The 12,933-nt window shown below is 61.4% G+C and carries 13 protein-coding genes; 5 read left to right on the forward strand and 8 right to left on the reverse strand.

What is annotated here, in order from left to right:
- Positions 1-165: 165 nt before the first annotated feature.
- Positions 166-378: a hypothetical protein gene (locus AC2444_RS11285; protein WP_003540246.1), complete on the forward strand. Its 213-nt coding sequence runs from the start codon at positions 166-168 to the stop codon at positions 376-378.
- Between the two features lie 57 nt (positions 379-435).
- Here AC2444_RS11285 and AC2444_RS11290 read toward each other — a convergent pair whose 3' ends face one another.
- From AC2444_RS11290 to rpiA, 3 genes are all read right to left on the reverse strand, one after another.
- Entirely contained in the window at positions 436-720 is a 285-nt protein-coding gene (locus AC2444_RS11290; RefSeq protein WP_041935664.1) for an acylphosphatase, read from the reverse strand.
- Positions 721-816: 96 nt separating this feature from the next.
- Positions 817-1,380, reverse strand: a complete 564-nt coding sequence (locus AC2444_RS11295) for a DUF2059 domain-containing protein (RefSeq protein WP_012757712.1) — start codon at positions 1,378-1,380, stop codon at positions 817-819.
- Between the two features lie 15 nt (positions 1,381-1,395).
- Positions 1,396-2,094 carry a ribose-5-phosphate isomerase RpiA gene (gene rpiA, locus AC2444_RS11300; RefSeq protein ID WP_012757713.1) on the reverse strand — a complete coding sequence of 233 codons (699 nt, stop codon included), beginning with the start codon at positions 2,092-2,094 and terminating at the stop codon, positions 1,396-1,398.
- A gap of 225 nt (positions 2,095-2,319) precedes the next feature.
- On the opposite strand from rpiA, the gene AC2444_RS11305 reads away from it, so the two are divergent.
- Positions 2,320-3,036, forward strand: a complete 717-nt coding sequence (locus AC2444_RS11305) for an HAD family hydrolase (protein ID WP_012757714.1) — start codon at positions 2,320-2,322, stop codon at positions 3,034-3,036.
- 100 nt (positions 3,037-3,136) lie between these two features.
- Here AC2444_RS11305 and AC2444_RS11310 read toward each other — a convergent pair whose 3' ends face one another.
- From AC2444_RS11310 to AC2444_RS11320, 3 genes are all read right to left on the reverse strand, one after another.
- Positions 3,137-4,345 carry a helix-turn-helix domain-containing protein gene (locus AC2444_RS11310; RefSeq protein WP_487762905.1) on the reverse strand — a complete coding sequence of 403 codons (1,209 nt, stop codon included), beginning with the start codon at positions 4,343-4,345 and terminating at the stop codon, positions 3,137-3,139.
- Between the two features lie 347 nt (positions 4,346-4,692).
- The gene (locus AC2444_RS11315) at positions 4,693-6,606 is read right to left on the reverse strand and encodes a L,D-transpeptidase family protein (protein WP_012757716.1); all 1,914 of its coding nucleotides are present in this window, start codon (positions 6,604-6,606) and stop codon (positions 4,693-4,695) included.
- Between the two features lie 94 nt (positions 6,607-6,700).
- Complete coding sequence (locus AC2444_RS11320) at positions 6,701-6,937, reverse strand: hypothetical protein (protein ID WP_128449138.1); 237 nt, start codon at positions 6,935-6,937, stop codon at positions 6,701-6,703.
- A gap of 91 nt (positions 6,938-7,028) precedes the next feature.
- On the opposite strand from AC2444_RS11320, the gene fumC reads away from it, so the two are divergent.
- Positions 7,029-8,420 (forward strand): class II fumarate hydratase, encoded by a 1,392-nt coding sequence (gene fumC, locus AC2444_RS11325; protein ID WP_012757717.1) that lies wholly within the window; start codon positions 7,029-7,031, stop codon positions 8,418-8,420.
- Between the two features lie 135 nt (positions 8,421-8,555).
- Here the strand turns inward: fumC and AC2444_RS11330 are convergent, their stop codons facing one another.
- Positions 8,556-9,389, reverse strand: a complete 834-nt coding sequence (locus AC2444_RS11330) for a VCBS domain-containing protein (RefSeq protein WP_012757718.1) — start codon at positions 9,387-9,389, stop codon at positions 8,556-8,558.
- 255 nt (positions 9,390-9,644) lie between these two features.
- On the opposite strand from AC2444_RS11330, the gene AC2444_RS11335 reads away from it, so the two are divergent.
- Entirely contained in the window at positions 9,645-11,252 is a 1,608-nt protein-coding gene (locus AC2444_RS11335; RefSeq protein WP_012757719.1) for a fumarate hydratase, read from the forward strand.
- 19 nt (positions 11,253-11,271) lie between these two features.
- Here AC2444_RS11335 and AC2444_RS11340 read toward each other — a convergent pair whose 3' ends face one another.
- Positions 11,272-11,478 (reverse strand): hypothetical protein, encoded by a 207-nt coding sequence (locus AC2444_RS11340; protein ID WP_128449141.1) that lies wholly within the window; start codon positions 11,476-11,478, stop codon positions 11,272-11,274.
- Between the two features lie 346 nt (positions 11,479-11,824).
- On the opposite strand from AC2444_RS11340, the gene AC2444_RS11345 reads away from it, so the two are divergent.
- Positions 11,825-12,892 (forward strand): GGDEF domain-containing protein, encoded by a 1,068-nt coding sequence (locus AC2444_RS11345; RefSeq protein WP_128449143.1) that lies wholly within the window; start codon positions 11,825-11,827, stop codon positions 12,890-12,892.
- Positions 12,893-12,933: the final 41 nt, after the last annotated feature.

Consider the following 12,933-nt stretch of genomic DNA (forward strand, 5'->3'; position numbering starts at 1 on the left):
CAGTCACCGTCTACGGTTGACCCAGTCACCGTCTACGGTTGACCCGGTCACCGTCTAGGTTGGCCCAGACACCGACTTCGGTTGACCAGTCACCGTTTACGGTTGACCCGGTCGGCCGAGGCTGGCAGGCAATCCATGGGATGGAAAAGAATGGCGGAGCAAAAGATGGATCAAACTCTCTTCAGCAACCTGTGCAAGGCTGGCAAGTTCAAGGAAGCGCTCGGCCTCGCCATTCAGGGCCACGAGGACGAAAAATACACGCCGAGCCGTTTCTCGATCGACAAGAAGACGCGACTGCCGATCTTCTACCGCGGCAACAAGCGCGTGGAGCCGGATGAAGAGGGTGTGTGGCAACTTGCAAAGAACCCGAACCCATAGGGGCTGAGGTGCGGCGCATATGCGATGCCAATTGCATCTGCTTAGCGATTAGCGCTGTCAGCGGGTAATGCGGAAATCCGTCGGGTTCTTCTCAAGCTGGGCTGCTTCCGTCTCGACGCCCGAAACCGACGCCCCCAAAGGCCCGCGCCTGAAACGCTCGATCATCGTCGAGATGGCGCTGTCGGGTCCTGCGATCACAGCGACCACGGCCCCGTCCTCTTCATTGCGAACCCAACCCGTCAAACCGAGCCGTACGGCCTCATCGCGCGTCCAATAGCGAAAACCGACACCCTGGACCTTGCCGGATATCCGCACTCGGACGGCCTTGTCATGATCAAACATGTCTGCGGTCACCTGAAGCCTCGCCGGCGGCATTTGCCGTATCATAGCAAAAAAGCCCGGACGATGCCGGGCTTTCGCAAATTAGATGGGGCAGCCTTACTGCTGGGCAGCCGGTGCCGGAGCCGGAGCGGTCGGGCTGTCGGTTGCCGGCGGCGGTGCCTTGATGACCTTGGAAAGCTCGACGTTGCTCTGCTTTTCCAGGTCGCGGGAAATGCCCTGCGCCCAGATGTCGGCAGCCTTCGCCGTCTCGCGCGAGGCGACCGGGCCGTCGCGCAGCAGCTTCTTGCCGACGTCGGAATTATAGAAGTCGGCGATCGCCTTCAGCTCGTCGACGGTGAAGGTCTTGGCATAGGTGAGTGCCGCCTCCTTCTCCAGATCGCCGCGGCGCGGCGCCAGCGCCAGCGCCTGCGCGTCGACCGTGGACGAAATGATGTCCTGGTAGTTCGGCGAATCCTGGATCAGTCCGGCCTTCAGGCGCTCGGCGAGACCAGGCAGGATGTTGTCGAACTGGGCGGTGGCGCCAATGGCGTCGATCGCCGCGCGAGACGCCTTCAGCTGATCCTCGGAGACTTCCTGCGCCTTGACGGCGGAGCCGAAGGCAAGCCCGGAAAGAACGACGGTGGCAGCGGCGAGACGGCCAAGACCTGCAATGTTCATCATGAGTATATGCTCCTGTTATCTGTTTGCCTGCAGCGTGCGCGCACCCGCAGGACCGGCAATGATCGCAAGTGCCGCCATATTGATAAAGAGCCCGTGTTCAACGACGCCGGGTATGGAATTCAGCTCGCTCGAAAGCGCCTCTGCATCAGGAATGCGGCCAAAAGATGCATCGATGATGTGATGGCCGCCATCCGTGGTAAACTCTCCGTCACCCGACTGGCGCAGAGCGAGTTCACCCGAGAGGCCGAGCCGGGCCGCGACCTTTTCGATCGCGATCCGCGTCGAGACGAGCCCGAACGGATTGACCTCGATCGGCAGCGCGAAGGCACCGAGCGTATCGACCAGCTTGCTCTCGTCGGCAATGACGATCATTCGCTCTGACGCGGCCGCGACGATCTTTTCGCGCAGCAGCGCACCGCCGCCACCCTTGATCAGCCTGAGCGCCTGATCGACCTCGTCGGCGCCATCGATCGTCAGATCGAGTGCCGGCAGTTCGTCGAGCGACTTCAGCGGCACACCGAGTTCGACGCAGAGCCGCGCGGTTCGTTCGGACGTCGGGACGCCTTCGACCCTGAAGCCGCCAGCAACCTTCTCCGCCAGCAGGCGAACGAATTCTTCCGCCGTGCTGCCGGTGCCGATCCCGAGACGCATCCCGCTTTCGACATGCGCGAGTGCGGCCTCGGCGGCCTTGATCTTCATTTCGCGGGCATCCATGCGCCGCCAGCTCCTGATATTGCGTTGGATGTGCTGTTTACACGGCTCGCCTGGCAAACGAAAGTCAAAATCATCACGGAAAATGAAAAGCCGAAACAGAGGCCTGCGGCCTTCCCGGCCATCGCCGGACGTTGCTTTCCGCCGCACGATCGCCTACCTCAGGGACGATCCACCGTTCCTCAGAACGATACATCGCTCCTCAAAACGACCATCGCTCAAAGAGACATGCCCTTGACCCCTGCCCCCACTCGCCCGGCGCTCGTCGTCTTCGATCTCGACGGCACCCTTCTCGATACGCATGTGGACCTGGTCGAGAGCCTGAACCACACGATCGCGGCCCTTGACCTCGAGCCGGTCAGCTACGACGACCTCACCCATCTCGTCGGCCAGGGCGCGCGCGTCATGATCGAGCGCGCCTGCCGGCTGCGCGGCCATCCGCTCGAAAGCGACGCCCTGCCGCCGCTGGTCGAGCGCTTCGTCGCTCATTATGCCGGCAACATGCCCGGCCGGACCGAACCCTATCCCGGCCTGGTCGCCGCCATGGACCGGCTGAAATCTCAGGGTTACCGCCTCGCCGTCTGCACCAACAAGATGGAAAGCCTGGCAGTCCGCCTGCTCGACAAGCTCGACCTCGTCAGATATTTCGACACCATCACCGGCGGCGACAGCTTCGAATACCGCAAGCCCGACGCCCGCCACCTCACCGGCACCATCGAACGCGCCGGCGGCGACATCGCCCGCACCGTGATGATCGGTGACAGCGTCAACGATATTGCCGTAGCAAGAAACGCCGGCATACCGTCGATCGCCGTGCCTTTCGGTTATTCCGACGTGCCGGTTTCGAGCCTCGATCCGGATCTTATCATCACCCATTTCGATGAGTTGACGCCGGATCTGGTGGAAACGCTGTTGCGGGAATATGCGGAGAAGGTTGCCGTCTGAGGCGGAGCCGTTCCTTACTTTCTGCTGGCGTACCGTGGGCACCCCCCTCTGCCCTGTGTCCAGCCGATAGATGGGTAACAGATTGAACCGGATAGATGGGTTACAGTTCTCCCCCTTGTAAACCAGTGTCCGCCCCTGCGCCGGCTGGTGGGGGTTGCAGGGCGCTGGGGCGGACAAGCCGCTTGGTCTTCTTGTCGATGATGCCGAGCGGATGGGCATGGAAGCGTAGCGTCCAGATGCCCGCTTCACTCTCCTCGATCGCCACGACCTCGCCGGCCAGCGCTGCTGCGACATAGACGAGGTCACCGTTCCATTTGATCTCGCCACTGGAGCGCACCCGGCGCACCGCCGCCTCGGCCGGATAGTCCGGTTCAGGCAGGCGGTCGGGCAGGCGCCGCAGTGATGGTCGGTAATGATCAGCAGGCACGTCCATAGCGAGCGCCTCGTGTGGACGCTCGGCGTTGTAATTCTGGCGAAATGCGTCAAAGACCGCCTGCTGCGCGGCATGGTCGACCTCCGGCGCCATGGCCAGCGGCAGCATCGTCAGATGGAAGCGTTCGTGGCGGCCGTTCTGCTGCGGTTTGCCCGGCTGGATGCGCTCCAGGCCGATGCCGAGCTTGATGAACCGTACAGCAAGCGTCGTCAGCCCGGTGACGCCGATCGCCACGAAGGGCGAACCGTTGTCGCTGCGAAAGCGCTCCGGCAGTCCGTGCTCGGCAAACAGCCGCTCGAACACCGGCCAGGCCTCTACCTCGGCCGGCGTCGCGCAGGCTTCCAGCGCCAGCAGAAAGCGGCTCGCCGTATCCATCACCGTCAGTGGCTCGCAGCGCCGCCCATCGCGGGTCCTGAACCAGCCCTTGTAATCGGCGCTCCACACCGCATTGGGCCCGTTGGCCGGCGCGAACGGGCCGCAACCAGCCGCCCGCCAGCGATGCCGCCGGCGCCCGACCAGCCCGTGTCGCTTCAGGATCTCGCCTATCGTCGAGGCCGCCGGCCAGCAAAGCTGCGGCGCCGACCGCTTCAGCCGCGCCAGCACCTTCTTCGGCCCCCACTGCGGATTCGCCTCCTTCTCCGCCACGATCCGCGCCACCAGCTCCGCCGCCGTTGCCCGCCCGTGCTCAAGCGGCGCCCGCGGCAGGTCGATAAGCCCCGCAGGGCCGAGCGCCCGATACCGCTCCAACCATTTGTAGCCCGTCTTGCGCGATATCCCGTAGGCCGCACACAGCGCCGTCATCGTCTCCTCGCCCGCAAGACATTCCCCAACAAAGCGCAGCCGCTCGTCCATGATGCCAGTCTCTCTCCAAACCATCGCCGGGCCCTCCCGGCTGCTAGAGAACTGTCACCTATGTAAACGGTCCGTTCTGTTACCTATCTATCCGGGTCGGACACCTGCCGGCCATCTCCCCCACAGGTGGGTAGATTGGCTGGCCGCGCTTGCTCGCCCGACAACAGGCGTCACAGCACGACGAAACGCTAGACGGGCGGTAAGGTTTAGCCACTTGTGATCTCCCCACCTGTGGGGGAGATGGCCGGCAGGGCAGAGGGGGGTACCACGCGGCAAGTCCTCTCCACTTTATTCCCATTCCGTGCGCGCTGGAAAAAACAAAACGGGCAGCCCAAAGACTGCCCGCCGGCATCACTAATCAAATCCAATTATCAGATCTGCGCCCCACGCGCCTTAGTCGTCGCGTCGAAGGCCTTGTCGACATAGGCGTCGCGACCATAGACGTCGTCAAAATATTCCACCACGCCGTCCTTATTCGGCCAGGCGGTGAAGTAGGACACATAGACCGGGATCTTCTGCGGCACGCGCACCGCATGGTTCTGGCCGCTGGCGATCTGCTTGGCGACGTCGTCGACCGTCGTGCCGAGCACGGCGGCCGCCATTGCGCGCGGATCGGCAAGGCGTACGCAACCGTGGCTCAGCGCCCGCATGTCGCGCTTGAAGAAGCTCTTCGACGGCGTGTCATGCATGTAGATCGCGTGGCTGTTCGGGAACAGGATCTTCAGTTCGCCGAGCGCATTGTCGCTGCTTGGCGGCTGGCGCACCGAAACATTGTTGGTCGAGCCGTACCAGTCGACGCTCGAGGAGGCGACAGCGTGGCCGTTCACCTCGACCTCATAACCGAGCTGGTCGAGATAGTTCGGATCCGAGCGCAGCTTCGGCAGCATCTCGTTGATGATGATCGACTGCGGCACGCCCCAGAAAGGGTTGAACTCGACCGTCTCGATTTCGTCGTCGAAGAAATAGGTCTGGTTGTTCTTGCCGCCGACGACCACGCGCATCGACAGCTGTTCCTTGCCGTCATTGTGGTAGTAGACCATGTAGGCCGGCTGGTTGATCATGACATAACGGGAACCGAGATCTTCCGGCAGCCAGCGCGCCTGCTCCATGGCGACGATGAGCTTGTCGATCTTCGAGGCATTGGTGTCGCCGCCGGTCATGGCGCGCACGGTCGCCTGGCCGATGACGCCATCGGCCTTCAGCCCACGCTCCTTCTGGAATTCCTCGACCAGCGAAACGATGTCAGGCGAATAGTCGATGCTGCCGGCGTAAGCAGCAAGCGTTGCCGCATGATCTGTCCTCAGCGTTTCGGAACCGTGCTTGCCGATCGCCTTGACAATATTGGCGATCTCCGGCGAGCTGTCGCCAGGCCTCAGCAGCCTGTCGAGCGAAACGACGATTCGCTCCTCATTGCCGCCGTCGGCGGCGCGAAGCTTGGCAAGCTCCGCCTTCAGCGCCTGGAATTGCGAACTATCAGGCGAGCGGCTGGCGATATAGGCGCCGACATCGGGGCTCAGGCGGGCAAGCTTCAGCACCGGGGCCAGGTTAACCACCTTGCGCTGGAAGTCGTGATAGCCGGAGATCTTGTTCGGATCGATGCGGCCACGCACCGTGTCCTGGACGAAGGCGAGCACCTTGGCGGAGAGATCGAGCTCGAACTGTGTCAAAGCCCGGTCGCGGAAGGCGGGATCGGGATTGGCCGGGTCGATATCAGGCGTCTGGACGGCGTAGTCCGCCGGGTCGAGGCCGACGGAGGCCGCATCGGCAAGTACCAGCATCGCCGACTTGGCGCGGTCGTTGACCTGATTGCCCTCGACCCAGACGAGCGGATTGCGGCTGTCGCCGTAATAGGCTTCGAGCGCCTTTGCGACGTCGGCATTGGCGCGCACCTTAGCCTGCGCCAGGAAACGGCGCTGCACGGCCGGCTCGGCGCTGGCATCGCCGCTGCCCGAAACATCGGCGACCGCGCCGGTGACGACGGGATCGGCGAACCTGCCGGTGTCGACGAACTGCAGCGTCTCGGTTTTATAAGTATAATAACGCGGACCGCTCACCTTCGGCAGCGGCGCTTCCGGATCGAGCCCGCCGAGCGATCCGCCGACGCCGCCGCGCGGGCCTACACGGCCGGGCGGCATCTGGTCCATGAAGATAGTGCTCTGGGTCCGCTGCCTGTCGCCGCGCAACATGTCCATCAATGTATAAGCATGCGCGGGTGCGGCACTCATCATTGCCACGCCGCAGGAAATTGCCAATGCGGATGCCGCGCTTTTCAAAACGAACGTCATATATCTTCCAGTCCCGGTGTCATGCTGTTCTTGTCACGAGCGCAAGGCTCAAGCTCAAATCCCGCGAAACTCAAGCAGCGTAGGGCCCCATTGATCAGAAACCGGCCTGCGCCGCCAGCGCCGGCGGACTCAATTTTGTGTGACGGAGATCCTGCACGGCGCCGCCCAGCAGTTCACACAAAATTATGAAATTATTGGTTAATTTTTTACCGAATTTTCGCCGCCAGACCAGTGCGGCGAAAACGCCAGGATGCATAAAATTTCCAAAGTGGCTTAAAAGGCACGCCGAAAAGCCTGCGCAAACATGACTTCCGGTTTCAATATTTCGCACGGCATCCAGTTTTCTTGTCGGACTTTCCAACCTATAAGACGTCATCTTTCGAAGATGCCCGAAAACAGCATGTAAAGGGAAGGCAAGGCTGATGACCGCAACCCGCACCGAAACCGATACTTTTGGCCCGATCGACGTCGCCGCCGACCGATATTGGGGCGCCCAGGCCGAACGTTCGCTCGGCAATTTCAAGATCGGCTGGGAAAAGCAGCCGCTGTCGATCGTACGCGCACTCGGCATCGTCAAGCAGGCGGCCGCCCGCGCCAACATGTCGCTCGACCAGCTCGATCCTGGCCTCGGCAAAGCGATCGTCGACGCCGCCCAGGAGGTGATCGAGGGCAAGCTGAACGACCATTTTCCGCTGGTCGTCTGGCAGACCGGCTCAGGCACGCAGTCCAATATGAATGCCAACGAAGTGATCTCCAATCGTGCGATAGAAATGCTCGGCGGCGTCATGGGTTCCAAAAAACCGGTGCATCCGAACGATCACGTCAATATGAGCCAGTCGTCGAATGACACCTATCCGACGGCCATGCACATCGCCTGCGCCGAGCAGATCGCCCATCACTTGCTGCCGGCCCTGAAGCACCTGCATGCCGCCCTCGACATGAAGGTCACCGAATTCAGTCACATCATCAAGATCGGCCGCACCCACACCCAGGATGCGACGCCGCTGACGCTCGGCCAGGAATTTTCGGGTTATGCCGCCCAGGTCGGCTCCGCCATCAAGCGCATCGAAATGACCCTGCCCGGCCTTTGCGAGCTCGCCCAGGGCGGTACTGCCGTCGGCACCGGCCTCAACGCGCCGGTGGGCTTTGCCGAAAAGGTCGCCGAGGAGATCGCCGCCATCACAGACATGCCTTTCGTCACCGCGCCGAACAAGTTCGAGGCGCTCGCCTCGCATGACAGCATGGTCTTTTCCCATGGCGCCATCAATGCGGCAGCCGCCGCCCTCTTCAAGATCGCCAACGATATCCGCTTGCTCGGTTCCGGTCCGCGCGCCGGCCTCGGCGAGCTGGCGCTGCCGGAAAACGAGCCCGGCTCCTCGATCATGCCCGGCAAGGTCAACCCGACTCAGTGCGAGGCGCTGACCCAGGTCTGCATCCATATCTTCGGCAACAACGCGGCTTTGACCTTCGCCGACAGCCAGGGCCATTTCGAACTCAACGTCTACAATCCGATGATGGCCTATAATTTCCTGCAGTCGGTGCAACTGCTCGCCGACGCCGCCGTCTCCTTCACCGACAACTGCGTCGTCGGCATCGAGGCGCGCGAGGACAATATCAAGGCAGGCCTCGAACGCTCGCTGATGCTGGTGACCGCCCTCGCCCCGAAGATCGGCTACGACGCAGCCGCGAAGATCGCCAAGACGGCGCACAAGAACGGCACGACGCTGAAGGAAGAGGCCCTCGCCAGCGGCCTGGTGACATCGGAAGAGTACGACGAGATCGTGCGCCCGGAATCGATGATCGGGCCGAAGTAGCAAGGTCGCATAGGCCACAACCGCTCATCCGGCTGCCGCCACCAACCGGGGTCGAGCCACAGGTCTCGACCCGTCCTTCGGACCCCCGCTCGCGGGGAGAAGGAGATATGCCGCAACGCCTCGACACCCTCCAGCCTATAGCAAGGCAAACAGCGAAAAATTGTCCATCACGACGGAATTACCCATGAAGTCGAAACGGATTTCTTCGATGTCTTCGAGATTGACCTCGAGAGTGGGGCCGGTGACCTCGAGCTCCTGCTGATAGACGATCTGGCCGTCGTTCAGCGCGGTGAGCGTCAGGTGAAAGGGCGCTGCCGACAATTCGGCAATCGAAACGCTCTGAAAGGTGAATTCCCCACCATCGAGCATTTTCAAGCTTACGGGCGCAGAACCCGGCGATAGAACGGTATCGCTGAAACCGTCCTCGGTGATGGCGTCGACACCCGGGATGGTATCGTAGACATACCCGTTCAGAAGCGTCACCTCGTGGCTTCCATTCACCGAGAGCGCAAAGTTGCGATAATCAGGCAGAGAGAAATTATCGGCCCTCGACGTGACACCCAAATCGTCGAAATCGAGGATTTCGTGGTATTTATCGCCTTCGTTGACGCCGTCGATCGCGAGCGTCAACACGCCGAGGTCCGTGCCTCCTGAGCCATCGGACATCTTGAAGCTCAGCTTCTCGATGAGCTGATCGTATTTCGTTAAATTTTTCACGACGTCGAGCGTGTAGTCCAGCTCGTACTCGAAGTGACCGTCAGGTTTAAGTCTGAAGGTTCCGTATTCGCCCCTTATGATCGTTTCGTGGTCAGGTCCATGTTTGGCGTCGATACGCACGCCATTGACGAAGCGAACATACATGTCCGCTCCCTCGGGATCGCTGGAGAGGCGCAGCAGATTCCCGCGGATCCAATTGTCTTCGAAAAAAACGAGAAGGTCGTCGACAGCAGTTGGCTTTGCATTTGTCATTGGAAGCCCCGGCAGGTTAACGCTGCCGGGAATATGAACTGGCCGCGGACCGAAGGCAACTTGAAGTCGTCTGTTTCGCGACAAATGTCGATTTCGCCTGTTCTTTCACTCGCTTACCGCGTGTGACCTGCCGACTGCAAAACGCGGCACGACATGCCCCCCACTCCAGAGTCCGCCGCATCCCGATTGCATTTGCCCCGTGGCGGATTTAGACCGCTTCCAATCTAGCGACGCCCTACCAGAAAGGTCACTTCGATGGCTGACGATCTCTTTCCCCTCGGCAAGGATGCCACCCCCTATCGCAAGCTCAGCGGCGACCATGTCTCGGTCGACACGTTCAAGGGCCAGGAGATCCTGACCGTCGAGCCGGAGGGGATCCGCCTGCTGGCCGAAACCGCCTTTGCCGACATCAACCACCTGCTGCGTCCCGGCCATCTGAAGCAGCTCGCCTCGATCCTCGACGATCCCGAAGCGACCGACAATGACCGTTTCGTCGCTTATGACCTGCTGAAGAACGCCAATATCGCCGCCGGCGGCGTGCTGCCCATGTGCCAGGATACCGGCACGGCGATCATCATGGGCAAGAAAGGCCGCAGGGTCTGGACCGAGGGAGAGGATACGGCGGCGCTGGCCCGTGGCGTCATGGATGCCTATGAGAAGAAGAACCTGCGCTATTCGCAGCTCGCGCCGGTCAAAATGTTCGAGGAAAAGAACACCAGAAACAATCTGCCGGCCCAGATCGACATCTACGAGGAAGGCACCGATGCCTACGAATTCCTCTTCGTCGCCAAGGGCGGCGGCTCGGCCAACAAGACCTTCCTCTACCAAGGCACGCCCTCGCTCTTGACCCATGATCGGATGATCGACTTCCTTAAGGAGAAAATCCTGACGTTAGGGACGGCAGCCTGTCCCCCCTACCATCTGGCGATCGTCATCGGCGGCACCTCGGCGGAGATGAACCTAAAAACCGTCAAGCTCGCCTCCACCCGCTATCTCGACGAGCTGCCGACCGAAGGGTCCGAGAGCGGCCACGCCTTCCGCGACATCGAGATGGAGACGGAAATCCACAAGCTGACCCAGCAGATGGGCGTCGGCGCCCAGTTCGGCGGCAAGTATTTCTGTCATGACGTGCGTGTCATCCGTCTGCCCCGCCACGGCGCCTCGCTGCCGATCGGCCTCGGCGTCTCCTGTTCCGCAGACCGTCAGGCCAAGGGCCGCATCACCCGCGACGGCATCTTCGTCGAACAGCTCGAAACCGATCCGTCGAAATACCTGCCCGAGATCGACGAGGCGAAACTGTCGGAATCGACGGTGCGCATTGATCTCAACCGGCCGATGGCAGACGTGCTTGCCGAACTCTCCAGGCATCCGGTCAAGACGCGCCTGTCGCTGTCGGGCACCATCATTGTCGCCCGCGATCTGGCGCACGCCAAGATCCGCGAGCGGCTGGAAAAGGGCGAAGGCATGCCCGACTACCTGAAGAACCACCCGGTCTATTATGCCGGCCCCGCCAAGACACCGGTCGGCTACGCCTCCGGCTCCTTCGGACCGACGACGGCCGGCCGCATGGACAGCTATGTCGACCAGTTCCAGTCCTTCGGTGGCTCGATGGTGATGCTCGCCAAGGGCAACCGCTCGCGCGCCGTGCGCGAAGCCTGCAAGAAGCACGGCGGTTTCTATCTAGGCTCGATCGGCGGCCCCGCCGCCCGTCTTGCCCAGGACTGCATTCGCAAGGTCGAAGTCTTCGAATATCCCGAACTCGGCATGGAAGCGGTCTGGAAGATCGAAGTCGAAGACTTCCCCGCCTTCATCGTCATCGACGACAAGGGCAATGATTTCTTCCAGGAGCTGAATTTGGGGTGACGGGCAGGCTGCGCCTGCTCTACCGTGCCGACGCCTTATCCGACGCGCCGATGTTCCGCGCCGTCACCGCCTCGCTCGCACTCACCACATCCCAGGCATCGACCCTTGCCAGGATTTCCGTGCGGAACGCGCCGGCGAAGAAGCCGGTGTGCTCCAGCAGCAAGGCGCCGGCGGCGAGGGCCGTGAAGGCGAGGATGGCGAAAGAAATATGACGGGAGGTTTCCACGATCTCACGCCCTGCTTGCCGGCTACGACCGGGTCTGCCACCAAGAAATATCAACCCGAAATACTTGCACTGCAATACGAAACGGCCAAAACCAGCTGTCGACAAGATGAATACGGTCTCCGGCAGAGAAGAACTGTAAGTTTTTCAGACAACGCTCCCGCTCAGCGAGTACGCACTGTCCCGGTAAAGATACGTTTTTCCGTGGAGAATCATAGGCCTGATCGAAGTATTGACCGATGGGGCATTTGTCGTATGTAATCTTTGGTATATATCGCTTTAATCTTTTCCCAAGAAATTTAAGCTAACAAATGGAATATTGCCTTTGAATATATGAGGAGTTCGCCGGATGAATACGGCTGTCGCGCCCAAGGTGCAGGTTCCCGACGTTGCGGGTCAGATCACCTATGCCATGCGCTCCATGGGCGTTGCGCCGATACCGCGCAATTACGAACTCTTCTACGAGGCCTATATCGGCTCCAATCCAGCCCTGACCCGTGAGCTCGCGGCCCTCGGCGGCCAGGTGACCCAGGCCGAACTCGATGCGCTCGGCGCGCAGCACTTCACCCACAGCCCGGCCCGTGTCTTCGACGATGCCCATACGCGCATATCGGGCGAACTCGATGGCCTGCTGCGCATTCTCAAGCAGGAGCAGAGCTCGCTCGAAAGTTATACCAGGCTGCTCGGCGAAACCCACAAGCGCATTACTTCCAAGAGCAATGCCAGCGTCGAACTGATCGAAAACGCCATCGATCTGCTGAGCCAGGCAACCGGAGACACAATGGCGCATGGCGAACGCACCGTCGAGGACGTCGTCCAGCGCTCGCAGGAGATGGATCAGGTCCGCAAGGAACTCGACGAATACAAGCGCATCGCCAACACCGACTCGCTGACCCGCCTTTCCAACCGCCGCGCCTTCGACGACCGCCTCGCCGCCATCTTCGACAATTCGAGCATGCGGCCGGTGACGGCTCTGCTGCTCTGCGACATCGACAATTTCAAGAAGATCAACGACACCTACGGCCATCCGGTCGGCGACAAGGTGCTCGCCACCGTCGCCTCCGTCATCCGCAGCAATGTCCGCCGCGACATCTTCGTCGCCCGCACCGGCGGCGAAGAGTTCGCCCTCATCATCGATGGCAACACGCCCGAGGAAGTCACCGGCATCGCCGAGCGCATCCGCCGCACGCTGGAGACGACGCCCTTCAAGAATTCCCGCACGCGGGTAAATTACGGTCCGGTCACGGTCTCGATCGGCATCTGCATGGCCTCCAATGCCGAGGATGCCGGCGAACTCTACAGCAAGACCGACATCGCGCTCTACGGCGCCAAGAATGCCGGCCGCAACTGCACCATCCTCTATCAGGACGGCATGCAGAAGGATTTCACCAAGAGCTGGCTGATCTACAAGGCCTGACGGCCTCCCACGCCACACGCACGCTGTCACCGACAGGTGAC

This window comes from Rhizobium sp. WSM1328 (assembly GCF_057653715.1).